The organism is Leisingera sp. ANG-M6, from assembly GCF_000813905.1.
GTDB lineage: Bacteria > Pseudomonadota > Alphaproteobacteria > Rhodobacterales > Rhodobacteraceae > Leisingera.
The window spans coordinates 209,742-232,042 of the sequence record NZ_JWLG01000005.1; the positions used below are offsets into that span (position 1 = coordinate 209,742).

Sequence of the window (22,301 nt, forward strand, 5' to 3'; positions counted from 1 at the left end):
GGCGGATCAGCTGCCCAGTTTCTTGGCAACCAGCTCGTTCACCGCCTTGGGGTTGGCCTTGCCGCCGGTGGCCTTCATCACCTGGCCGACAAACCAGCCTGCCAGCTTCGGGTTCACCTTGGCCTTCTCCACCTGCGCCGGGTTGGCGGCGATGATTTCGTCCAGGGCGGTCTCGATGGCGCCGGTATCCGTCACCTGCTTCATGCCGCGTTCCTCGACGATCTGCGCCGGGTCGCCGCCTTCGGTATAGACGATCTCAAAGAGGTCCTTGGCGATCTTGCCGGAGATGGCGTCAGAGGCGATCAGGTCGATGATGCCGCCCAGCTGGGCCGGAGAGACCGGGGATTCGGTGATCGCGTGGTCTTCTTTCTTCAGGCGGCCGAACAGCTCGTTGATGACCCAGTTTGCAGCCAGCTTGCCGCTGCGGCCCTTGGCGGTTTCCTCAAAGAAGGCCGCCGATTCCACGTCTGCGGTCAGTACCGAGGCGTCATAGTCGCTGAGTCCGAAGTCGTTGATGAACCTCGCCTTTTTCTCGTCCGGCAGCTCCGGCAGGTTGGCGGCGATATCATCAACCCAGGCCTGCTCGATTTCCAGCGGCAAGAGGTCGGGATCGGGGAAATAGCGGTAGTCATGCGCTTCTTCCTTGGAACGCATGGAGCGGGTTTCGCCCTTGTCCGGATCGTACAGACGGGTTTCCTGCTCAACCTTGCCGCCGCCCTCGATGATGGCGATCTGGCGGCGCGCCTCGACTTCGATTGCCTGCTGGATAAAGCGCATGGAGTTCATGTTCTTGATCTCGCAGCGGGTGCCGAGGTGGCTGAAGTCCTGGGTTTCCTGGTACTTCTCATACTGGCCCGGCAGGCAGACCGAGACGTTCACGTCGGCGCGCAGGTTGCCGTTCTGCATGTTGCCGTCGCAGGTGCCCAAGTACTGCATGATCTGGCGCAGCTTGGCGATATAGGCGGCGGCTTCCTCCGGTCCCCGGATGTCGGGGCGGGAGACGATCTCCATCAGGCAGACGCCGGTGCGGTTGAGGTCGACAAAGGACATGTTGGGGTCCATGTCGTGGATCGACTTGCCCGCGTCCTGCTCCATGTGGATACGCTCCACCCGCACGTTGCGCGCGGTGCCGTCACCCAGTTCCACCAGCACTTCGCCTTCGCCTACAATGGGATGATAAAGCTGGGAAATCTGGTAGCCCTGCGGCAGGTCGGGGTAGAAGTAGTTCTTGCGGTCAAAGGCGGACCACAGGTTGATATCGGCCTTCAGCCCCAGCCCGGTGCGCACGGCCTGTTCGACGCAGTATTCGTTGATCACCGGCAGCATGCCGGGCATCGCCGCGTCCACAAAGGCCACGTTGGAGTTCGGCTCGGCGCCGAACTTGGTGGAGGCACCGGAGAACAGCTTGGCATTGGAGCTGACCTGGGCGTGCACCTCCATGCCGATGACCAGTTCCCAGTCATGCTTGGCGCCCGCGATCACCTTGGGCTTGGGGAGTTCATATGTCAGGTCGAGCATGGTTTTCCGCCGTATCCGAATGTCAGTTGCAGTGGCATGGTGCGATGTTTCACCGGCACAATGTCATTTTCAGTTGCACAGCGTTCTAGGCCCGGCGGCGCGCAGGGGCAAGAGGGCAGGTGACGGAGAAAATTCTGCGCGGTGCGGATAGCCCTTATTTTGCACGGGCTGCAAGCCCGGGCAGCGCCCGTCCGCCCCCACGGGCGGGCGCTGCCCTTCGCAATGGTTCGCTTGGGGCAGATTCAGCCTCTTGGCGGGGTGCATCAGGAGGGCTAAAACTGGCAGCCCGAGCAGTTCAACAGGAGGCCGCCTTGGACACATCCGCCCGCATCAGCCAGACCATTGCCACGGAAATCGGCGCCGCCGCCAAGCAGGTGAGCGCCGCGGTTGCGCTGCTGGATGAAGGCGCCACGGTCCCCTTTGTCGCACGCTACCGGAAGGAGGCAACCGGCGGGCTGGATGACACCCAGTTGCGCACCCTGGCGGAACGGCTGGCGTACTTGCGGGAGTTGGAAGCGCGCCGGGCCGCCATTCTTGAGTCGATCAAGGGGCAGGACAAGCTGACCGATGATCTGGCGGCCTCGATCGCCAAAGCGGAGACCAAGGCGCAGCTGGAAGATATCTATCTGCCTTACAAGCCCAAGCGGCGCACCAAAGCGATGATCGCCAAGGAAAACGGGCTGGAGCCGCTGGCAGATGCCATCCTGGGCGACCGCAGTGCCGATCCGGAGAAGCTGGCGGAAGGGTATATCACCGAGGCCGTGGCCACGGTGAAGGACGCGCTGAACGGCGCGCGGGATATCCTGACCGAGCGGCTGACGGAAAACGCTTCCCTGCTGGGGCGGCTGCGGGAGTTCCTGCAGCGGGAGGCGGTGCTGACCGCTAAGGTGATTGAGGGCAAGGAGCAGGAGGGCGCCAAGTTCTCTGACTATTTTGCACATTCGGAGCGCTGGGCGGATGTGCCCTCGCACCGGGCGCTGGCGATGCTTCGCGGCTCAAACGAAGGCGTGCTGACGCTGGACGTGGGACCGGAGCCGGAAGAGGGCGTGGCCCGGGCGGAAGGAATGGTCGCGGCGGAGCTGGGCGCGGGCGGCAATGGCCCAGGCGACAAGTGGCTGCGCAAGGTCGCGGGCTGGACCTGGCGGGTGAAACTGAGCCTCTCGATGATGCTGGAGCTGATGGGCGATCTGCGCGGCCGCGCGCAGGAAGACGCCATTCAGGTTTTTGCCCGCAACCTCAAGGACCTGCTGTTTGCAGCTCCGGCCGGTGCGCGGCCGACCCTCGGGCTGGACCCGGGCATCCGCACCGGCGTCAAGGCGGCGGTGGTTGATGCAACCGGCAAACTGGTGGCGACAGAGACCTTGTACCCGTTCCAGCCGAAGAACGATCTGCGCGGCGCGCAGGTGTCGATTGTGAAACTGATTGCCGAACATGGCGTGGAGCTGATCGCCATCGGCAATGGCACCGCCAGCCGCGAGACCGAGCGGATGGTGGCCGAAGTGCTGAAACATCTGCCTGCCAAGATCAAGGCGCCGACCAAGGTTGTGGTGAGCGAGGCCGGCGCTTCGGTCTATTCCGCCTCCGAACTGGCAGCGCGGGAGTTTCCCGGTCTGGATGTGAGCTTGCGCGGCGCGGTGTCGATTGCCCGGCGCCTGCAGGACCCGCTGGCGGAACTGGTGAAGATCGAACCCAAGAGCATCGGTGTCGGCCAGTACCAGCACGATGTGGACCAGCACAAACTGTCGAAGTCGCTGGAGGCCGTGATCGAGGACGTGGTGAACGCAGTTGGCGTCGACCTCAACATGGCGTCGGCGCCGCTGCTCTCTCATGTCTCGGGCCTTGGCCCCGGCCTGGCGGAGGCGATTGTGGCGCACCGCGACATGAACGGCGCATTCAGCTCGCGCAAGGAACTGCTGAAGGTGGCGCGGCTTGGCCCCAAGGCGTTTGAGCAATGCGCGGGCTTCCTGCGCATCCGCGACGGCAAGGAGCCGCTGGATGCCTCGTCAGTTCACCCCGAAAGCTATGATGTGGCACGCAAGATCGTCGCTGCCTGCGGGCGCGATATCCGCCAGATCATGGGCGACGGCGCGGCGCTGAAGTCCCTGCGGGTGGAGGATTTTGTGGGCGGAGAGGTAGGCTTGCCCACCGTGCGCGACATCTTTCAGGAACTGGAAAAACCGGGCCGCGACCCGCGCCCGTCTTTCGTGACGGCCTCTTTCAAGGACGGGGTGGAGGAGATTACCGACCTGAAGCCTGGCATGGTGCTGGAGGGCACAGTGACCAATGTGGCGGCCTTTGGCGCATTCGTCGACATCGGCGTGCATCAGGATGGTCTGGTGCATGTGAGCCAGCTGGCCGACCGGTTTGTGAAGGACCCGCATGAGGTGGTGAAGACCGGCCAGGTGGTCAAGGTCACCGTCACCGAGGTGGACGTGCCGCGCAAGCGGATCGGGCTGACGATGAAGAAGGACGGCGGCGCCTCAGCCAAGGAGGAGCGGAACGCCCGCGGCCCGGCCAAGGGCGCGGGACCGCGCCGTGGCGGCAAGCCGGGCGGGCATCAGGGAGGCGGCAAGGGCAGGACGCCTGCCGCACCCAAGGGCGGCCAGAGCCGTGATCAGGGTTCCGGCCAAGGCACAGGGGCGCTGGGCGCGGCTTTGATGGATGCCTTCAAGAAGAAATGATGGAACGGGGCCGCGGCCCCGTTTTTCTTTTCAAAACAATATCTTCAAGCTGAAGTGAGCTGCAGGCCTTGTTCTGTAAAGGCAACCTGCTGGCCGTTTTCGATTTCCTCACGGAACTGGGCGGCAATTGCTTGCAGCGCGCCGGCGTGACCGCGGGCGGCGAAGCGGCTGACCGAGCGGATGCGGGTGCTGTTGTCGAAGCCTTCCTCTGCGTGGGCCCAGACCAGCGGGTGCAATTCGCTCAGGTGATCGCGGATCAGCCAGTTTGCGGCCTCAGCGATCTTCAGCCTCTGCCTTTCGCCCTGCGGGTCCCGGTCCGGCCCCTTGGACAGGGCAACGGTGCAATATGCGGTCAGCAGGTTGATCATCTCCTGCGAGGGGTTGGCCCGCACGATGTCGCGCAGCCCGTCCAGAAAGAACTGGGTGTCGACGCGGGCGCAAGCCTGATCGTCGATGGAGATGGCGTCAAAATAGACCCAAGCGTAGCCGCCTGCGCCCCAGGTCTGTTCGGTGCGGGCAGCGGTGCGGCGGGCTTCCAGCTCCAGCGCGGCATAGGAGCCTGAAGCGCCGGGCAGCATCTGTGTGCCAAGCGCGCGCATGTGGCGGTGGTTGCCGGGGGCCAGATCAATCAGCGCGCTGTAGGCGTCTGCCACCTGCATGGTGCCGCTGCGGCGGCCGGCATAGAGCGCGCATTGCGCCGCCAGCAGGAACGGGCTGTTCTGGCTGGACTGCGCAATCGGGTCCAGCAGGGCCGCGGCACGGTCGAAATGAGCGGCGCAGCGGCGCTGGTTCGGGGGTGGCGTATCCTGCCCGCCGGTGCCGCGCCAGGCCCAGCCGATATCGATATGGGCCAGCGCCACCAGGGCTGTCAGATACGGATCGTGGCGGTTCTCTGCCCGCAGCGCCTCAAACGCCATCAGGCCACGGATCAGGGCGCGGCTGCCGGCGTTTTGGCTTTCGGCCAGGGCATGTTCGGTTGCGGTCACCACATCGGCGCGGGCGCCATAGGCGATGAGATCGGCCAGCGGCAGGCCGCATCGGGCGGCGGCGCGGGTCTCGTCAGCGTCGCGGATCTGCTGCGACAGATCTTCCCACAGCTCCTGGCGGGCCAGGAACTGGCCGCGGTCCTGGGCCGCGATGCACTCGGGGTCGCCGTGTTCGCTGCGGACCGGGATGGACAGGCTGTCTTCGAGCCGCCGTGCAGGATTCTGACCGGCAGCGGCAGGGGCTGGTGAAGGGGCTGGGACCTGGCGCGCAGCAGGCCGGGACCGGCTGGAAACCAGGCCTGATATGCGGGACAGAAGATCCCGTGCCTGTCGAGACTGTGTGAGCATTTGTGCTTCCTGATACGTGGCAGCTTATCGTTGTTCACAGTTTCGTCAGGCAATGGGGCGCAAAGATGGCGGCACTGAGGAAGTTAACGCGCTTGGGCGGTTAACCGCGCAAGGCTGTTTAAAATCCAAAATGGTTTTGCCGCGCGATTGACGGAGGCTTTCAGAACGCCGTGAAATGGTGGCGTTCCGTGCGGATGCCGCGCTTCTGAAATTCGGCATCGGCTTCGCCGTGCGGCGGGGTGGCCTCCTGCGGCAGGCGGATTCGCTTTCCGTTGCGCAGGACCAGCGTCGCGCGCACCGAGAAGTCCCAGCGGGTGTCGAACCGCACGTGGTCTATCTCATCCAGCTGCGCCTGTCCGGTCAGCTTGCCGGTGAACCACTCAATCCGGTCTTGGGAAATATTCAGCCCGGACAGCGGGTTGCGGATCAGGTCCGCAATGGCAGGCAGAACGGGAAGTGCCAGAAGGATCACCAGCCACAGGGCGGCGTCCAGCACCAGCCACAGCACCAGAAGGGCAGCCAGCCAGCCGCCCGTTGCAATAATGGCCGCCCGGGAGCGGCCCCGGCGGGAGAAGCTATAGTCCTCCGCCGGGACTGGTGTGACAGGCGTTTCAGGCATCCAGGATCCGGGTCACCATTTCATTGGTGTCACGGCTGAGGCCTTCTGTATCCGCAATACGTGTCAGCTGGGCGCGGATCATCGACTGGCGCCCTGCATCATAGCGCTTCCAGGTCTGGAAGGCGGCGCACATGCGGGCAGTGGTCTGCGGGTTCAGCCTGTCCAGCGCGATCAGGTTGTCGGCCAGCAACTGATAACCCTCGCCGCTGGAATGGTGGAAGCCCGCGTGATTGCCGGCCAGCGCCCCCATCACCGCACGGAAGCGGTTTGGGTTCTTCATGTCGAACAGCGGGTGTTTGGTAAGCGCCGCAGCGGTTGCAGCTGTCTTCTCCGGCGCGGCGCAGGCGATCTGCAGGGCAAACCACTTGTCCATCACCAGCCGGTCGTCCTGCCATTGATCAAAGAACGCCTGGCTTTGCGTTTCGCCGTTCTCCGCCTTCATCAGGGCAGCCAGCGCGGCAGACTGCTGGGTCATGTTGTCGGCAGAGGCATACTGGCGCGCGGCCTGTTCGCCGCCGTCGAGCCGGGTCAGCAGCGACAGGATGCGGCCATTCAGGGCGCGTTTGCCGGCGCTTTCGGCATCCGGGGAATAGGGGCCTTCGACGGTGGTGGCTGCATAGAGCCGGGGCAGGCTGGTTTCCAATTGCTGCGCCAGGGTCTGGGCGAAGGTCTCTGCGGCGTCGTAGATCTTCTGCGGATCGGGGGTATAGCCGCGCTCATGCAGGGTTTGGGCGATGTCGGCCTGGCTGGGCGGTGACAGCACCAGGGCGCGGAACGCCGGATCCTGATCGTCGTCGCGCACCAGTTTTTCCAGCGCGTCGAGATAGGCGGCATCGGGCGCGGCCCCGTCCAGCACCATCGCCACGCGGGTTTCTTTGGCCAGCGCATTGCCGGCCTCCCAGCGGTTGAACGGGTCGGTGTCGTGGGCCAGCAAAAAGGCGCGTTCGGCGTTGGTGGTCTCGCGCTCCAGGATCACCGGGGCGGAGAATTCACGCAGGATAGAAGGAACCGGCTTGGAGGCGAGGCCGCCGAAGGTGAAGCTTTGCTTGGCTTCGGTCAGTTCCAGCACTTCTGTGCCGCGCACCTCGTCGCCGTTGGGGGACAACAGGCCCACCGCCACCGGAATGACCCGCGGCGCCTTGTCGGGCTGGCCCGGCGTCGGCGGCGCCGATTGCTCAAACGTCAGGGTATAGGTGCCGTCGGCGTAGTCTTCCGTGACCTTGACCCGCGGAGTGCCCGCCTGGCTGTACCACAGTTTGAACTGGCTGAGGTCGCGACCGGTGGCATCCTCGAACACTTTCAGCCAGTCCTCGATGGTGCAGGCTTGGCCGTCGTGGCGCTCGAAATAGAGCTTCAGAGCCTTGTAGTAGTTGTCATCGCCCACCAGCCGCTTCAGCATGCCAATCACCTCGGCGCCTTTTTCATAGACGGTCGCGGTGTAGAAGTTGTTGATTTCCTGGAAGGCTTCCGGGCGCGGCGGATGGGCCAGCGGGCCGTTGTCCTCGGGGAACTGGCGGGCGCGGAGCGTAATCACGTCGTCGATCCGTTTCACCGGCTCAGAGCGCATGTCGGCAGTGAACTGGGCGTCGCGGAAGACGGTCAGGCCCTCCTTCAGGCACAGCTGGAACCAGTCACGGCAGGTGATGCGGTTGCCGGTCCAGTTGTGGAAATACTCATGCGCGATGATCGCCTCGATGCGTTCGAAATTGGCATCCGTGGAGGTTTCGGGCGACGCGAGAACGCAGGAGGAGTTGAAGATGTTCAGCCCTTTGTTCTCCATCGCGCCCATGTTGAAGTCGTCGACGGCGACGATGTTGAACAGCTCCAGGTCGTATTCCAGGCCGTAGACGTCCTCGTCCCATTTCATCGACTTCTTCAGCGCCTCCATGCCAAAGGCGCATTTGCCTTCGTCGCCGGGGCGGACCCAGATGTTCAGCTCCACATCCTTGCCGGATTTGGTAGTGAAGCTGCCGGGATGGTTCACCAGATCGCCGGCCACCAGCGCAAACAGATAGGCCGGTTTCGGCCAGGGGTCGTGCCATTCGGCCCAGCCTTCGCCCTGGCCCATGGGATTGCCGTTTGACAGCATCACCGGCTCGTCGCCCTCAATCCGCACGGTGAAGGTGGACATCACGTCGGGGCGGTCGGGGTAATAGGTGATCTTGCGGAAGCCCTCGGCCTCGCATTGGGTGCAGTACATGCGATTGGACATGTAAAGCCCTTCCAGCGCGGTATTGCCGGCCGGGTTGATCTCCACCTCGGCTTCCCAGGTGAAGGGGGCGCTGGGCACGTCGCATTTCAGGCCGCCCTCGACCATTTCCGGCGTGACCGGCTGGCCGTCGATTTTGGCCGAGATCAGCTGCAAATCCTCGCCGTGCAGGAAGAAGGTCTTGTTTGCCGCGTCCGGTTTCGGGGCAAAGCGGATTTTGCTCAGGACGCGGGTGGTTTCCGGCGCCAGGCGGAAGGTCAGGTGAACGCTTTCGACGTCAAACCCAAAGGGCGTGTAGTCTTTCAGGTAGAAGGTCTGGGGCGTGTCTTTGGCCATTCTCGCTCTCCTCTGCACTGCTTCTTTTCAGGTGTAGAGGATAGGGGCGGGACTGCAAGCGGATTGGCGGTTGAAATGCGGCTTCCGGAAAATCCGCAGCACTTTCTTGAAAATCAAGAAATTGAGTTCGGTTTCACAAGGCGCCTGTTTTGTTGCCGATCGGAAACCTCTATCCTAGACAGGTGTCAGCATACAGTGGTGTACCGCCGGAAGGAGCAGAGCATGAACCGGGTCGAAAAACAGGGAATTCAGGTGACGCCTGAGCTGGCGGAGTTCATCGAGAAGCAGGCGCTGCCGGGCACCGGGATCGAGGCGGAGGCGTTCTGGAAAGGCCTGGCGGAGCTGGTGAACGCCTTCGGCCCGGAAAACCGGGCGCTGCTGGCCAAGCGCGAGGACATCCAGGCCAAAATCGACGCCTGGCATATCGCCAACCGCGACAAGCCGCATGACCACGAGGCCTACAAGGCGTTTCTGACAGAGATCGGCTACCTGCTGCCGGAGGGTGGCGATTTTGAGATCGAAACCCAGAACGTGGACCCGGAGATTGCCAAGGTGCCGGGGCCGCAGCTGGTGGTGCCGATCACCAATGCCCGCTACGCGCTGAACGCGGCCAATGCGCGCTGGGGCAGCCTTTATGACGGGTTCTATGGCACTGACGCGATGGGCACTCCGGCCCCCAAGGGCGGCTATGACAAGGGCCGCGGCGCGCGGGTTGTGGCGCGGGCGCGGGTGTTCCTGGATGAGGCATTTCCGATCAATGGCGCCAGCCACGCCGACGTGCGCCGCTATCACGTGCAGGATGGCCAACTGCTGATCGACGACCTGCCGCTGGCGCAGCCGGAGAAATTTGCAGGCTACCGCGGCAACCCCAAGGCGCCCGAAGCCGTGCTGCTGCGCAACAATGGCTTGCATGTGGAGCTGGTGTTCGACCGCGCCCACGCCATCGGCGCCCGCGATCAGGCCGGTCTGGCCGATGTGCGGCTGGAAAGCGCGATGTCGGCGATCATGGACTGCGAGGATTCGGTCGCCTGCGTCGATGCCGAGGACAAGGTGCAGGCCTATTCAAATTGGCTGGGCCTGATGAAGGGCGATCTGGAGGCGGAACTGGAGAAGGGCGGCAAGACTATCACCCGCCGCCTGAACCCGGACTTCGGCTATACCGCACCGGACGGCTCTGCCATGTCGGTGAAAGGCCGCGCCCTGCTGTGGGTGCGCAATGTCGGCCACCTGATGACCAACCCGGCGGTGCTGGATCAGGATGGCAGGGAGGCCTACGAGGGCCTGCTGGACGCGCTGATCACCGTGATGATCGCCAAACACGACCTGAAGCGCGAGGGCGGCAACTCTGCCCATGGCTCTGTCTATGTGGTGAAGCCCAAGATGCACGGGCCGGAAGAAGTGGCGTTCACCGACCGGATTTTCGGCAAGGTCGAGGAAATCCTGAGCCTGCCGCGCCACACCGTGAAAATCGGCATCATGGACGAGGAACGCCGCACTTCGGTCAACCTCAAGGAATGCATCCGTGCCGCCAAGCACCGGGTGGCCTTCATCAACACCGGCTTCCTCGACCGCACCGGTGACGAGATCCACACCTCGATGGAGGCGGGGCCGTTCAGCCGCAAGGATTTCATCAAGCGCAAGGGCTGGATCGGCGCCTATGAGAACTTGAACGTCGACATCGGCCTGGAATGCGGGCTGAGCGGCAAGGCGCAGATCGGCAAGGGCATGTGGGCAATGCCTGACATGATGGCGGCGATGCTGGAGCAGAAGATCGAGCATCCGAAATCCGGCGCCAATTGCGCCTGGGTGCCGAGCCCGACTGCCGCCACACTTCACGCGCTGCATTACCACAAGGTGGATGTGCTGGCGGTGCAGGCCAAGCTGAAAGAGGGCGGCCGCCGCGCCCATGTGGACGGTATCCTGGAAATCCCGCTGGCCACCTACCGCAAATGGACCCCGCGCCAGATTGCCCGCGAAGTGGACAACAACGCGCAAGGCATCCTGGGCTATGTGGTGCGCTGGGTGGATCAGGGCGTCGGCTGCTCCAAGGTGCCGGACATCAACGACGTCGGCCTGATGGAGGACCGCGCCACCTGCCGGATTTCGGCGCAGCACATCGCCAATTGGCTGCACCATGGCGTCGTCTCGGAAGAGGAGGTGATGGGCTCTTTGCGCAAGATGGCCAAAGTGGTGGACGAGCAGAACCGCGGCGACAATACCTACCGCGCGATGGCACCGGGGTATGACACCATCGCCTTCAACGCGGCCTGCGATTTGGTCTTCAAGGGGCGGGTGCAGCCCTCCGGCTATACCGAGCCGGTGCTGCACGCCCGGCGGCTGGAGTTGAAGGCCCAGGAAGCCGCGGCCTGACCGCGGCAAACTGACCGGATGAAACAGTTTCCCCGCAAAAAGGGGTAGTCAAAAGGGGCCTTTTGGCCTCCTTTTCTGTTCCGTAACGTCAGGAGAGGAGGCTGAACTGATGGCTGGGATTTCACTGGAGCAGGCGCGCACCATCATCCGCGTGGCGCTGGAGAAGGGGCATGAGCTGAACCTGAAACCGCTGTCGGTAGTGGTGCTGGACGCTGGCGGCCATGTGCAGGCATTTGAGCGTGAAGACGGCGCCGCGCCGGGCCGCTTTCCGATTGCGCACGGTAAGGCCTATGGCTCGGTGATGCTGGGAATGGCCGGCAGCGCCCAGATGGCGCGGGCAGAGGCGCAGTCCTATTTTATGGCAGCGGTGAACGGCGTTTACGGCGGCCAGGTGGTGCCGGTGCCCGGCGGTGTGCTGGTGCGCGGTGCCGATGGCGCAGTGATCGGAGCGGTCGGCGTGACCGGCGATACCTCGGACAACGACGCCATTGCGGCTATGGCGGGCATCGAAGCTGCGGGCCTCAAGGGCGAAATCTGAAAAAGTGCCCCTCCCGCAGGGACGGGAGGGGATGCTCTGCAAGCGGTCTTACTGCCCTAAACTAAGGGCAGGAGGGGAAGGCCGCTATTAGGGCAGGATTACGGTGTCGATCACATGGATGACGCCGTTTGCGGTTTCGATATCCGCGGTGGTGACCGAGGCGTCATTGATCTTGACGCCGCCGTTCAGGGACACCGTGATTTCCTTGCCCATCACGGTTTCCGCTTTCATCCCATCGCTCAGATCGGACGACATCACCTTGCCCGGCACCACGTGGTAGGTGAGGATCTGGGTCAGCTGCTCGCGGTTCTCCGGCTTGAGCAGGTTTTCGACCGTGCCTTCGGGCAGGGCGGCAAAGGCTTCATCAGTCGGGGCGAAGACCGTGAAAGGCCCGTCGCCCTTGAGCGTGCCCACCAGGTCCGCGGCGGTCAGCGCGGCGGCCAGGGTTTCAAAGCTGCCGGCTTCAACTGCAGTGTCGACAATGTCCTTGGATGCGGCAGGCGCGGCGGCAGGCAGGGCCAGGCCGATGGCGATTGCGAGAGCTGTCAGGGAAGGGCGGTTAAACATCTCGGATGATCCTTTCTGTCACTGGCAGGAGCGGAAAGCCCCTTGGTGATTGCAGCATTTCATGCAAGAATTTTGCATACAGTGCACATTTGTGTGATGTGCATGATTTTTGCATGATGTTAAAATCAAGAGCGCAAGTTTGCTCTGGAGGTGAAACCGTGAACCGGACAGCGCTGTCAGACACCCTGCAGGACGGGCTGGAGGCCTATCGAATCGGTCCGAAAGTACGGACCCTGCGCCTGGCCAAGGACATGGGGCTGGCCCAATTGGGGGAACATACCGGCCTGTCCGCGGCCATGCTGTCGCGGATCGAGCGCGGGCAGGTGTTTCCGACACTGGCAACGCTGCTGCGCATCGCCTTGGTGTTTGGCGTCGGGCTGGATCATTTCTTTGGACCCGGCGAGGAAGAACCGGTGTTTGAGGTGGTGCGGGCGCGCGACCGCCTGAAACTGGGGGACAAGACCGACGGGCCGGTGTCCTACCTGTTTGAAAGCCTGGATTTCCCGGTCTCAAAAAGCCGGTTTCAGGCCTATCTGGCGGAGTTCCCGGCAACGGCGGTGCAAAGCAAGCCGCACAGCCACGAGGGCGCGGAGATGCTCTATGTCATCGAGGGCAGCCTGCAACTGTCCATTCATGGCAAAACCGAAGTGCTGCAGAAGGGCGACTCGGTCTATTTCGATGCGGGTTTCGAACACAGCTACCGGGCTGCAGGCGGCCAGAGATGCAAGGTGATCACCGTCGTGTCCGGCGGCAATGCGGCAGGCAAGGAGGGCAGCTGAGGCGGAGGCGTGTGCGCATGTGAACAATCTGTTGCGCCGCAGGAACTGTTGAACCCGGGCAGTGGCAGAGCTAGGTTTTTCTAAAGGACAAGGATTTACAGGCAGATCATGGCGCGACCCAAAGTAGGCATCATCGGCAATTCCTATCTGCTGAACGATCAGTATCCCGTGCACGCGGGCGGGACGATGAATTCCGAGGCAATCGCCGAGGTGGCGGGCTGCATGCCGCTGATGATCCCCTCGGATCCGCGGTTCGTGACGGTGGCGGAACTGCTGGATACCTTCGACGGCTTCCTGCTGACTGGCGGGCGGCCCAACGTGCATCCCAATGAATATGGCGAGGCCGAGACGGAGGCGCATGGTGCCTTTGACCGGGCACGCGACGCGATCACGCTGCCGCTGGTGCGTGCCTGCGTGGAGCGCGGCCAGCCGTTTCTGGGCATCTGCCGCGGTTTCCAGGAGGTGAACGTGGCGATGGGCGGCACCCTGCACCCGGAAATCCGCGACCTGCCGGGGCGGATGAATCACCGGATGCCGCCGGACGGCACGCTGGAGGAGAAATTCGCCCTGCGCCACACGGTCAAATTCAGCTCTGGCGGGGTGTTTCACCGCCTGTTCGGCGCGGAGGAAGTGATGACCAACACCCTGCACGGTCAGGGCATCAAGCGTCCCGGCGCGCGGGTTGTCATCGACGGCCACGCGCCTGATGGCACGCCGGAGGCGGTCTATATCAAGGACGCGCCGGGGTTCACCCTGTCGGTGCAATGGCATCCGGAGTGGGAGGCGGCGGCGGACCCGGTTTCGCGGCCGCTGTTCGAAGCCTTTGGCGCTGCGGTGCAAGCCTGGGCCGCGGGCGGCCCGCAGGCTGGTCTTCAGAAGACGGCATAGGGTTCTTTCATGACACAAGAAGGTGCAGGCGGCGCTGCCTCGGGGCTGCGGGCGTTCACTGTCAGGCGCGGCAGGGCTGAAGATGCAGCCGCGCTGGCGGATGTATTCCATTCAGCGGTGCATGGCCTTGCCAGCCGCCATTATACTCCGGAGCAGATTGCCGCCTGGTGTCCGGAGGCTCCGCCGCCGGAGCTGTTCCGGCAGCGGGTTTGCGATGGCCGCAAGCTGTGGGTGGCCGCGGACAAGGCGGATGTTGCTGCGGCCTTCATCGACCTGGAGGCAGACGGCCATATCGACATGCTGTTCTGCCATCCGCGGGCTGCGGAGCAGGGCGTTGCAGCAGCCTTGTACGGGCAGTTGGAGGCCGCAGCGCAAAGGCAAGGGCTGGTGCAGTTATACGTGAATGCCAGCGAGGCCGCGCGCGGGTTCTTTGAGCGGCAGGGGTTTGCCGTTGAACGGCGGCGTGAGGTGGAGCGCCGCGGTGTGACGCTCCACAATTACCGCATGGTGAAACCGCTCGCCTGAGAATTTGCGGCACGCCCCGGCAGGGCAGGCCGCGCAGGTGTCAGATCAGCAGATCGAAGTCATGCATCAGCGGCAGCCGCCGGGCGCGTTTGCCGGTGAGGTCAAAGAGCGCATTGGCCAGCGCCGGAGCCGCTGGCGGGGTGCCGGGCTCGCCTGCGCCGCTGATATGCGATTGCTCTTCCAGAATACGCACCTCCACTTCAGGCATCGTGTGCATGCGGATGGCGTCGTAGTCGGGGAAGTTCCCTTGCTCCGCCGCACCTTCGGCGAAGGTGATCTCGCCGAACATGGCAGCTGACAGCCCATAGGCCATGCCGCCGAACATCTGTGCTTCCAGGTTCCGCGGATCCAGCGCAATGCCCAGGTCGGCGGCGATCCAGGCCTTCCTGAGGCGGATCAGCCCGTCTTCCTCCGCCACCTCGATCACCTGTGCCACGGGCGTGCCGAAGCTGTAGGTCATGGCAACGCCCCGGCCCACGCCGTCAGGCGTCTTGCCGGTCCAGCCGGACATCTCCTTGACCGCTTCCAGCACCTTGGCTGCAGGTGCCCATTCCTGGCGTGTGAGGGCCAGCCGGAATTCCAGCGGATCGGCTCCGGCCGCATGGGCCATCTCGTCCATGAAGCTTTCCATGAAGAAGCCGTTGAAGGACGCCCCGACAGACCGCCAGGCGCCGATCGGGACCTGCAGGTCCGCGGCGTGGCCGCGGATGCGGTAGTTGGGGATGCCGTAGGGCTGGTTGAAGGCGCCGTCGACAAGTGTTGTGTCGGGACCCGCAGGTGTCATGCCGAACCAGCGGCTCATCAGCTGCGGGGTCAGCGCTTGGCTGGCGATCTGACCGTCCAGCAGGACCGCGCTGCCGTCCTTCACCGCGCCCCGCATCCGGGCCATGGCACCGGGGCGGTAGAAATCATGGGTCATGTCTTCTTCCCGGCTCCAGGTGAGCTGTACCGGGGTGCCCGGCATCTGCCGCGCCAGCTTGGCGGCATAGACCGAGAAGTCCATCTCGCCGCGCCGCCCGAAGCCGCCGCCCATCAGAGAGGTGTTCACTTGGACCTGTTCAGGGTCGATCCCCAACGCATCGGCGCAGTGGTTGCGGGTGAGAAGCGGCCCCTGGTTGCCGCTCCAGAGCTGCAGTTTGCTGCCGTCGTAGAGTGCGGTGGCGTTCAGCGGCTCCATCGTCGCGTGGGCCAGGAAGGGCACCTCGTATTCGGCGGAGACTTCCTGCGCCCCTTGGGGAAGTGCGGAGGCATCGCCATCGTCGCGCAGGGTGGAGTTCGGCTCAGCGTCAAAGGCCGCGCGGATGGCGTCCTGAATTTCCGCTTGCGTGTCCGGAATGGGGGCAGGCCCCCAGTCTGCGGCGACCGCCTCGGCGGCCTGGATGGCGAGCCATGTGTTGTTTGCAACCACGGCAAAGGCATTGCCCAGGTCCACGACCTGTTCGACGCCCGGCATCTGCAGCGCTTCGCTGGCATCAAAGCCGTTCATTGTGCCGCCAAGGTGGGGGTTCGCCTTGAGGGCCGCGAACTTCATCCCCGGCAGGCGGGCGTCGATGCCGAATTTAGCGGTGCCGGTGGCCTTGCCGGGCATGTCCACACGCGGCTGCGCTTTGCCCAGCAGTTTCCACTCGCTGCGGTGGCGCAACTGGGCCTCGACCGGTTCCAGCCCGGCGGCTTCAGCAGCCAGATCGGTATAGGCAATCTCGATGCTGCCGGGGGCAATTACCTTGCCGTCCTTGGTCGACAGCTGGCTGCTGGCAATGCCCAGCCGGTTGGCGGCGGCAAGCTTCAGCGTTTCCCGGGCAGAGGCGCCCGCGGCCCGCATCCGTTCATACCCGTCCTTCATCGAGGACGAGCCGCCAGTGACCTGCATATCCATCAGCTTGCCCGCATGGCCAAGCGCCTCGCCCAGCGAATGCACAAAGCGGGACTTGTCGTATCCCTTGGAGGGGATCACTTCCCCCAGCAAGGCGGAGTTGTAATAGGCGGTGGCGGCCGGACCGTGGATGACTTCAACCTGGTCCAGGGTCACGTCCAGCTCTTCGGCGATTAATGCGGCCCAGGTGGTGTGCACGCCCTGGCCCATCTCGGCGCGGGGGGCGATCAGAGTGATCTTTTCGTGTGAGATCATCACAAACGGGTTAAACGCCGCTTCGCCATCTGCCGGTTTCAGCGGGTTCGGGGCAGGGCGGCTGACGTAATAGGCGCCGAAGGCAACACCGCCGACGATCGCGGCAGAGCCGATCAGGAAGCTGCGGCGGGCGATTTTCTTGAAACTGGCCATCGGTTACGCCTCCTGCATCTTCTGGGCTGCGGAATGGATGGCGGCGCGGATGCGCGGGTAGGTGCCGCAGCGGCACAGGTTGCCCTGCATCGCCTCGTCAATCTCCGCGTCCGAGGGCGCCGGGTTCTCCGCCAGCAGGCTTGCCGCCTGCATAATCTGGCCGGACTGGCAGTAGCCGCATTGGGCCACCTGATGCTCAACCCAGGCCTGCTGGATCGCAGCCATGGTGTCCGGCGTGCCGAGGCCCTCAATCGTGGTCACCTCGCCCCAGACATCCGACAGCGCCACCTGGCAGGAGCGTACTGCCTCGCCGTCGATATGCACGGTGCAGGCGCCGCAGGCAGCCACGCCGCAGCCGAACTTGGTGCCGGTGAGGCCAACCTCATCCCGCAGAACCCAGAGGAGGGGCACATCATCAGGCAGATTCACCTGATGGGTTTTTCCATTGATGCGCAGGTCTGTTGGCATGGCGGGACTCCGTTGCTGTGCTTCTGACAAAAATAACGAGTTTTGTCAGGGTGTCAATTGACATTTTTAACAAACAATGTCAGAAGCGGAAACATGAACATGGCAGGCATTGATCCGAAACAGCAGGCAATCCTCGAGGCCGCCTGGATGGCGTTCTCAACTTACGGATTCCGCAAGACCTCGATGGATGACATCGCCAAGGGCGCGGGCATGTCTCGGCCTGCGCTGTATCTGCATTTCAAGAACAAGGACGCGATTTTTCGGGCGTTGGTGGCAGCTTACTATGGGAATGCCGCCGCCGGGGTTCAGGCAGCACTGGCGGATCCGGGGCCGCTGCCGGAGCGGCTGCTGGCGGCCTTTCAGGCCCAGGGCGGCGAAGCGGTTGAGCAGATGATGGCCTCGCCGCACGGGATGGAGCTGTTCGAGGTCACCAAACATGTGGCCGGTGCGGAAATCGAAGATGGCGAGGCTGCCCTCTGCGCGCATTACGCCGCTTGGCTGGAGCAGCAGGCCGGGGCGGGAGAGGCCGCGCTGAGCGGTGAGGCGGCGGAGATTGCCCGCACCATCTGCGCCTCATTGAAGGGGATCAAGCAGACTGCCGCGGATTACGCGGCCTACCAGGCGGGGGTGCGCCAGCTGGCCGCGCTGATCGGGGCAGGGCTGACGCCGCGGTGATGCGGACCGGTAAAAGGCCGGTCCGCCGAAGTTTCAAAGCTCAGTGCGCAAGTGCCAGAGTTCGGGGAACAGCTCCACCTCCAGCATCCGTTTCAGATAGCTGACGCCGCCAGTGCCGCCGGTGCCGCGCTTGAAGCCGATGACGCGCTCCACCGTGGTCACATGGTTGAAACGCCAACGGCGGAAGTAGTCCTCGAAATCCACCAGTTTTTCGGCCAGCTCATACAGTTCCCAGTGGGCCTCGGTGTCGCGGTAGACCTCGGTCCAGGCGGCCTGCACCGCCTCATGCGGGTGATAGGCCTCCGACACATCCCGGTTCACCACCTCATCCGGCAGCGCAAAGCTCTGCGCCAGCGTCTTCAGCGCCACATCGTATAGCGACGGCTGTTTCAGTTCCGCCTCCAGCAGCGCCAGAATGTCCGGGCGGTGGGCGTGCGGGCGCAGCATCGCCTTGTTGCGGTTGCCGAGCATGAATTCGATCTGCCGGTATTGATGGGACTGAAAGCCGGAGCTTTGGCCCAGCTCATCCCGGAACGCAGTATAGTCCGAGGGTGTCATGGTGCGCAGAACATCCCAGGCGGAATTGAGCTGCTCAAAGATGCGCGCCACCCGCGCCAGCATCTTGAACGCCTGCCGCGCCTGACCGCCCAGAAGCCGCTCGCGGGCGGCGCTCAGCTCGTGAATGGCCAGCCGCATCCACAGTTCTGACGTCTGGTGCTGAATGATGAACAGCATTTCGTCATGGGTATTGGTCCATGTTTTCTGCGCGTTCAGCAGCATGTCGAGCGACAGGTAATCGCCATAGGACATGCGCCCGTCAAAGGACATCTGGGCGCCGTCTTCGGCGGGATCATAGGGTTGTGTCATCGGATTATTCCTTTTCCTAAATGCAGTATATGTCAGGGAAAGGAATGCGTCCTCCGGTTCAGGGTGCCGCATTGGGCCAGGCGGCGCCACAGCGCGACCCAGCCCGCCGGGCGGCAGAGCGGCAGATGGTATGCGCGGCGCAGGCGCATCAGGTGACCGTGTGGCGGACCATGTATTCCGGCCGGTCCCACAGGGCGTTGGTCATGACATCCGTGATGATCTCAGCCGCCGTGCGCACGTCACCCTCGTCGATATACAGCGGGGTGAAGCCGAACCGCATGATATCCGGCGCCCGGAAATCGCCGATCACGCCGCGGGCGATCAGCGCCTGCATCGCAGCATAGCCTTCGTCGAACTTGAACGACACCTGGCTGCCACGGAACGCCGGGTCACGGGGCGAGGCCAGCTCCAGCTGCGGGCAGCTTTCCTCAACCAGGGCAATGAACAGGTCGCACAGCTCAATGGACTTGGCGCGCACCGCGTCCATCTCCGCCATGTCCCAGATATCCATCGCCGCCTCCAGCGCGGTCAACTGCAGGATCGGCGGGGTGCCGACGCGCATCCGGTCGATGCCTTGGCCCGGGCGGTAGTCGAGGTCGAAAGCAAAGGGTGCCTCATGCCCCAGCCAGCCCGACAGCGCCGGGCGGGCGGTCTCCGCGTGGCGCGGCGAGACATAGATGAAGGCCGGCGCGCCAGGGCCGCCATTAAGGTACTTGTAGGTGCAGCCAACCGCAAAATCCGCCTGGCGCCCGGCCAGATCCACCGGAACGGCACCGGCAGAATGGGCCAGATCCCAGACCGTCAGAACGCCATGGGCATGGGCCTTTTCAGTCAGCGCCTTCATGTCGTGCTTGCGGCCGGTGCGGTAATCCACCTCGGTGATCATCAGCACCGCGATCTCATCGGTAATGGCATCTTCAACCGCTTCCGGGTCCACCACCCGCAGCTCATAGTCCGGCCCCAGCGACTTCAGCAGCCCGCTGGCCATATAGAGGTCAGTTGGGAAGTTGCCGTTGTCCGACAGCACCACCTTGCGGCCCGGGTTCAGCTCCAGCGCCGAGGCAACTGCCTGATAGACCTTGATCGACAGTGTGTCGCCCATCACCACGTGGCCCGGCTCCGCCCCGATCAGCCGCCCGATCCGGTCCCCCAGCGCCTTGGGCTTGTCCATCCAGCCGGCCTGATTCCAGCCGGTGATCAGCATCTGGCCCCATTCGTCCTGCATCATCGCCCCGACGCGGTCTTTGGCAGCGCGGGGCAGGGGGCCGAGCGAGTTGCCATCCAGATAGATCACACCTTCGGGCAGGTCGAACATCGCCTTGGTTGCGGCAAAATCGGTCATGGAGGGCCTCGCGTCTGATGGGTATTTTAAGCTTGAAGCTTTGCCGGTTTGCTATCCTATCCTGGACGTTCTGTCCAGTGCCTAGCCGCCCGCCGGCTGCGGATCCGGTATCCCGAACTCGGCGCGTTTCTTCTTTGACAGCTTGGCTGTGACCATCTGATAGGACAGGGTGATCTGCTCCTTCAGTTCCGCATCCGTCAGCCCGTTTTCATCAAACTGCTGCAGCCATTTCATGCCCCGCGACGCCAGATAGGGCGCCGGTCGGACCCCGGGGCGCTCTTGCAGCACCTCATAGGCGATGTCGCCGGCCTTGAAGGTGAAGGCATCCCTGCCATCGGCCCAGCCGCAGACGGCGAACAGCTTGCCGCCCGCCTTCCAGACGTCTGCGTTGCCCCATTGAACCACATGTTCGGCTGCTGGAAAGGTGGCGCAGAACTCATTGAAATCCTTGCGGTCCATCACATCTGACCGCCCGAGATTTCGATGCACTGGCCGTTGACCGATCCGGACCCGGGCCCGCAGAGCCACAGGGCGGCGGCGGCCACTTCCTCCGGCTCGATCAGCCGCTTGTGGCGGTTGGCATTGACCATCACGTCCAGTGCCTCCACCGCGCTCATACCGGCGCGCTGGGCGATGGAGGTGATGTTGCGCTCCACAATCGGGGTGTCCACGTAGCCGGGGCACAGCGCGTTGAAAGTGAAGGGAGTGCCCAGGTAATCCTCGCTGAGGGCGCGGGTCAGCCCGACCAGCCCGTGTTTGCTGGCGGTGTAGCAGGCGCCGCCCTTCAGCCCGCGCAGGCCCGCGACAGATGAGACGGTAATAACCCGCCCCCAATCGGTCTGCCGCATTGACGTGAAGCACTCGCGGATGGTCAGGAAGGCACCGTCCAGATTGGTGGCCATCATGTTGCGCCAGAACGCCATCGAGGTCTTGTGCAGCGCCGCGCCTTCGGCAACGCCGGCATTGGCGACGCAGATCTGGACCGGGCCGCGGGCCTCCACCGCCACGTTCACTTTGGCCGCCACATCCTCTTCGTCGCGCACGTCCATTATCAGCGGATGCAGCCCTTCTGTTGCAGCATCCTCCAGCACTTCCTGCCTGCGTCCGGTAATGGTGACCTGCGCCCCCTCCGACGCCAAGGCCCTGGCAATTGCCAGCCCGATCCCGGTGCCGCCGCCGGTCACCAGCGCGTGTTTGCCTTGCAAAGTCATGATATCCGGCCTCCCTGTTTTCCGGTCAGCCTATCGTGGGGCGGCCATCTGGCAAGACCGTCGTGCCGTCACGGCCGCTTTGGGGGACGAATTACGTGTTTCTGAGGCGGCCGCGCAGGCAACCGGGCTGCGGATGCCAAACAGTACACGAAGAAATACATAGGCATCCGGACGAAACTATGCAGGATCATGCCGCAAGCGGGAACGGATTCGCCGTTTTCGCGGCATGTGGGGCAAATTGTCCTTTTCTTTCAATCCCGGCCAAAGCGGGCTGGACGAGCAGGCCGGTTAAAGGAAGGTTGCCCGCGATGCGTGGTGTTTCAAACAGATGTCTGCAAGAGGGCAGAGCGTGATGCGGTGGCTGGATGTGCCGCCGGTCTGGCTGGCTGTCTTTGTTGCCGCGGCTTGGCTGCAAGCGGACCATTTTGCTCTGGGTGTTTCCTTTGGCGGCGCCTGGGCGGAATTTCTGGCGGGCATCCTGACCGGCGGCGGCATCGTGCTGGCACTGCTGGCAATCACCGAAATGCGGCGCCAGAAAACCACCGTGATCCCGCACCAGACACCCAGCCGGCTGGTGCAATCGGGCATCTTCAGCCGCAGCCGCAACCCGATCTACCTGGGCGATGTGCTGATCCTGGCGGGGCTCATCCTGTGGTTCGATGCGGTCTTGTCGCTGCCGCTGATCCCCATCTTCCTGTGGCTGCTGGAGAAGCGGTTTGTCATCCCGGAGGAAAACCGGATGCGGCGCGAATTCCGGGCGGACTGGGCCCGGTACGAGAAGAAAGTGCGCCGCTGGGTGTGACGTCAATGCGGCGATGCGGCATAACTTTGCGGCAATGCGGCAAAATCCTTGCGCAATAATATTGCGCAATGTAGAGAGAATTATTGTGATCCGAACCCGGGCGTTGCTGGCGCGGGCAAGACGAGGGGAACCAAAAGGTGAAAATAGGTACACCAAAAGAAACATTCCCGGGTGAAAACCGGGTTGCGATGACGCCGGATTCGGCGAAGCAGCTGCAGAAGCTGGGCTATGAGTGCGCGATTGAGGCCGGGGCGGGCGCCGCTGCGGGCTTTTCCGATGCGGTCTATGAGG

20 protein-coding genes are annotated in these 22,301 nt (G+C 63.7%); 9 read left to right on the forward strand and 11 right to left on the reverse strand.

Translation table 11 applies throughout. The annotated features are described in order from the left end of the window. Positions 1 to 6: 6 nt before the first annotated feature. Complete coding sequence (gene gatB, locus RA24_RS03480; RefSeq protein ID WP_039189787.1) at positions 7 to 1,518, reverse strand: Asp-tRNA(Asn)/Glu-tRNA(Gln) amidotransferase subunit GatB; 1,512 nt, start codon at positions 1,516 to 1,518, stop codon at positions 7 to 9. Positions 1,519 to 1,829: 311 nt separating this feature from the next. Between gatB and RA24_RS03485 the strand changes: the two genes are divergently transcribed. Continuing rightward, the gene (locus RA24_RS03485) at positions 1,830 to 4,199 is read left to right on the forward strand and encodes a Tex family protein (protein ID WP_039189790.1); all 2,370 of its coding nucleotides are present in this window, start codon (positions 1,830 to 1,832) and stop codon (positions 4,197 to 4,199) included. Between the two features lie 44 nt (positions 4,200 to 4,243). Here the strand turns inward: RA24_RS03485 and RA24_RS03490 are convergent, their stop codons facing one another. The 3 genes from RA24_RS03490 to pepN form a co-directional block, all read right to left on the reverse strand. Next, on the reverse strand, positions 4,244 to 5,533 hold the full coding sequence (locus tag RA24_RS03490; RefSeq protein WP_039189793.1) for a hypothetical protein: 1,290 nt from the start codon (positions 5,531 to 5,533) through the stop codon (positions 4,244 to 4,246). Positions 5,534 to 5,693: 160 nt separating this feature from the next. Continuing rightward, entirely contained in the window at positions 5,694 to 6,152 is a 459-nt protein-coding gene (locus RA24_RS03495; RefSeq protein WP_039174790.1) for a hypothetical protein, read from the reverse strand. Continuing rightward, complete coding sequence (pepN, locus tag RA24_RS03500) at positions 6,145 to 8,697, reverse strand: aminopeptidase N (protein ID WP_039189803.1); 2,553 nt, start codon at positions 8,695 to 8,697, stop codon at positions 6,145 to 6,147. The genes RA24_RS03495 and pepN overlap by 8 nt, the downstream gene beginning before the upstream one ends. A gap of 222 nt (positions 8,698 to 8,919) precedes the next feature. On the opposite strand from pepN, the gene RA24_RS03505 reads away from it, so the two are divergent. Next, positions 8,920 to 11,067, forward strand: a complete 2,148-nt coding sequence (locus tag RA24_RS03505) for a malate synthase G (protein WP_039189805.1) — start codon at positions 8,920 to 8,922, stop codon at positions 11,065 to 11,067. 109 nt (positions 11,068 to 11,176) lie between these two features. Further along, positions 11,177 to 11,605: a GlcG/HbpS family heme-binding protein gene (locus RA24_RS03510; RefSeq protein ID WP_019296836.1), complete on the forward strand. Its 429-nt coding sequence runs from the start codon at positions 11,177 to 11,179 to the stop codon at positions 11,603 to 11,605. A gap of 87 nt (positions 11,606 to 11,692) precedes the next feature. Here RA24_RS03510 and RA24_RS03515 read toward each other — a convergent pair whose 3' ends face one another. Beyond that, positions 11,693 to 12,172: a fasciclin domain-containing protein gene (locus tag RA24_RS03515; RefSeq protein ID WP_019296835.1), complete on the reverse strand. Its 480-nt coding sequence runs from the start codon at positions 12,170 to 12,172 to the stop codon at positions 11,693 to 11,695. A gap of 158 nt (positions 12,173 to 12,330) precedes the next feature. On the opposite strand from RA24_RS03515, the gene RA24_RS03520 reads away from it, so the two are divergent. From RA24_RS03520 to RA24_RS03530, 3 genes are all read left to right on the forward strand, one after another. Continuing rightward, positions 12,331 to 12,951, forward strand: a complete 621-nt coding sequence (locus tag RA24_RS03520; protein WP_019296834.1) for a helix-turn-helix domain-containing protein — start codon at positions 12,331 to 12,333, stop codon at positions 12,949 to 12,951. Positions 12,952 to 13,059: 108 nt separating this feature from the next. Continuing rightward, positions 13,060 to 13,839 (forward strand): gamma-glutamyl-gamma-aminobutyrate hydrolase family protein, encoded by a 780-nt coding sequence (locus RA24_RS03525; protein ID WP_019296833.1) that lies wholly within the window; start codon positions 13,060 to 13,062, stop codon positions 13,837 to 13,839. A gap of 9 nt (positions 13,840 to 13,848) precedes the next feature. Next, a complete protein-coding gene (locus tag RA24_RS03530; protein WP_052269522.1) occupies positions 13,849 to 14,364 on the forward strand; it encodes a GNAT family N-acetyltransferase in 516 nt (171 codons plus the stop codon). Positions 14,365 to 14,404: 40 nt separating this feature from the next. On the opposite strand, the gene RA24_RS03535 is transcribed toward RA24_RS03530, so the two are convergent. Both RA24_RS03535 and RA24_RS03540 read right to left on the reverse strand, forming a co-directional pair. Next, entirely contained in the window at positions 14,405 to 16,645 is a 2,241-nt protein-coding gene (locus RA24_RS03535) for a xanthine dehydrogenase family protein molybdopterin-binding subunit (protein WP_039189807.1), read from the reverse strand. 3 nt (positions 16,646 to 16,648) lie between these two features. After that, on the reverse strand, positions 16,649 to 17,113 hold the full coding sequence (locus RA24_RS03540) for a (2Fe-2S)-binding protein (protein WP_039189810.1): 465 nt from the start codon (positions 17,111 to 17,113) through the stop codon (positions 16,649 to 16,651). 93 nt (positions 17,114 to 17,206) lie between these two features. On the opposite strand from RA24_RS03540, the gene RA24_RS03545 reads away from it, so the two are divergent. Then, the gene (locus RA24_RS03545; protein ID WP_039189813.1) at positions 17,207 to 17,788 is read left to right on the forward strand and encodes a TetR/AcrR family transcriptional regulator; all 582 of its coding nucleotides are present in this window, start codon (positions 17,207 to 17,209) and stop codon (positions 17,786 to 17,788) included. A 33-nt stretch (positions 17,789 to 17,821) separates the two neighbouring features. Here RA24_RS03545 and kynA read toward each other — a convergent pair whose 3' ends face one another. The 4 genes from kynA to RA24_RS03565 all read right to left on the reverse strand — a co-directional run bounded on the left by kynA (position 17,822) and on the right by RA24_RS03565 (position 21,208). After that, positions 17,822 to 18,655 (reverse strand): tryptophan 2,3-dioxygenase, encoded by an 834-nt coding sequence (gene kynA / locus RA24_RS03550; RefSeq protein ID WP_039189816.1) that lies wholly within the window; start codon positions 18,653 to 18,655, stop codon positions 17,822 to 17,824. Positions 18,656 to 18,803: 148 nt separating this feature from the next. Then, positions 18,804 to 19,997: a kynureninase gene (gene kynU, locus RA24_RS03555; protein ID WP_039189818.1), complete on the reverse strand. Its 1,194-nt coding sequence runs from the start codon at positions 19,995 to 19,997 to the stop codon at positions 18,804 to 18,806. 81 nt (positions 19,998 to 20,078) lie between these two features. Further along, positions 20,079 to 20,456, reverse strand: coding sequence for an MmcQ/YjbR family DNA-binding protein (locus RA24_RS03560; protein WP_039174782.1), 378 nt, complete (start codon positions 20,454 to 20,456; stop codon positions 20,079 to 20,081). Next, positions 20,456 to 21,208 (reverse strand): SDR family NAD(P)-dependent oxidoreductase, encoded by a 753-nt coding sequence (locus RA24_RS03565; protein ID WP_019296824.1) that lies wholly within the window; start codon positions 21,206 to 21,208, stop codon positions 20,456 to 20,458. The genes RA24_RS03560 and RA24_RS03565 overlap by 1 nt, the downstream gene beginning before the upstream one ends. Positions 21,209 to 21,560: 352 nt before the next feature. Between RA24_RS03565 and RA24_RS03570 the strand changes: the two genes are divergently transcribed. Further along, complete coding sequence (locus tag RA24_RS03570) at positions 21,561 to 22,010, forward strand: methyltransferase family protein (protein WP_039189821.1); 450 nt, start codon at positions 21,561 to 21,563, stop codon at positions 22,008 to 22,010. Between the two features lie 137 nt (positions 22,011 to 22,147). Then, the coding region (locus RA24_RS21915) for a hypothetical protein (protein WP_152612801.1) at positions 22,148 to 22,301 on the forward strand (154 nt) is incomplete at its 3' end.

Excerpts from the sequence above, each read along its gene's own strand:
- gatB (WP_039189787.1), bottom strand. The coding sequence starts at position 1,518 with ATGCTCGACCTGACATATGAACTCCCCAAGCCCAAGGTGATCGCGGGC.
- RA24_RS03490 (WP_039189793.1), bottom strand. The coding sequence starts at position 5,533 with ATGCTCACACAGTCTCGACAGGCACGGGATCTTCTGTCCCGCATATCA.
- RA24_RS03495 (WP_039174790.1), bottom strand. The coding sequence starts at position 6,152 with ATGCCTGAAACGCCTGTCACACCAGTCCCGGCGGAGGACTATAGCTTC.
- pepN (WP_039189803.1), bottom strand. The coding sequence starts at position 8,697 with ATGGCCAAAGACACGCCCCAGACCTTCTACCTGAAAGACTACACGCCC.
- RA24_RS03505 (WP_039189805.1), top strand. The coding sequence starts at position 8,920 with ATGAACCGGGTCGAAAAACAGGGAATTCAGGTGACGCCTGAGCTGGCG.
- RA24_RS03510 (WP_019296836.1), top strand. The coding sequence starts at position 11,177 with ATGGCTGGGATTTCACTGGAGCAGGCGCGCACCATCATCCGCGTGGCG.
- RA24_RS03515 (WP_019296835.1), bottom strand. The coding sequence starts at position 12,172 with ATGTTTAACCGCCCTTCCCTGACAGCTCTCGCAATCGCCATCGGCCTG.
- RA24_RS03525 (WP_019296833.1), top strand. The coding sequence starts at position 13,060 with ATGGCGCGACCCAAAGTAGGCATCATCGGCAATTCCTATCTGCTGAAC.
- RA24_RS03530 (WP_052269522.1), top strand. The coding sequence starts at position 13,849 with ATGACACAAGAAGGTGCAGGCGGCGCTGCCTCGGGGCTGCGGGCGTTC.
- RA24_RS03535 (WP_039189807.1), bottom strand. The coding sequence starts at position 16,645 with ATGGCCAGTTTCAAGAAAATCGCCCGCCGCAGCTTCCTGATCGGCTCT.
- RA24_RS03540 (WP_039189810.1), bottom strand. The coding sequence starts at position 17,113 with ATGCCAACAGACCTGCGCATCAATGGAAAAACCCATCAGGTGAATCTG.
- RA24_RS03545 (WP_039189813.1), top strand. The coding sequence starts at position 17,207 with ATGAACATGGCAGGCATTGATCCGAAACAGCAGGCAATCCTCGAGGCC.
- kynA (WP_039189816.1), bottom strand. The coding sequence starts at position 18,655 with ATGACACAACCCTATGATCCCGCCGAAGACGGCGCCCAGATGTCCTTT.
- kynU (WP_039189818.1), bottom strand. The coding sequence starts at position 19,997 with ATGACCGATTTTGCCGCAACCAAGGCGATGTTCGACCTGCCCGAAGGT.
- RA24_RS03560 (WP_039174782.1), bottom strand. The coding sequence starts at position 20,456 with ATGGACCGCAAGGATTTCAATGAGTTCTGCGCCACCTTTCCAGCAGCC.
- RA24_RS03565 (WP_019296824.1), bottom strand. The coding sequence starts at position 21,208 with ATGACTTTGCAAGGCAAACACGCGCTGGTGACCGGCGGCGGCACCGGG.
- RA24_RS03570 (WP_039189821.1), top strand. The coding sequence starts at position 21,561 with ATGCGGTGGCTGGATGTGCCGCCGGTCTGGCTGGCTGTCTTTGTTGCC.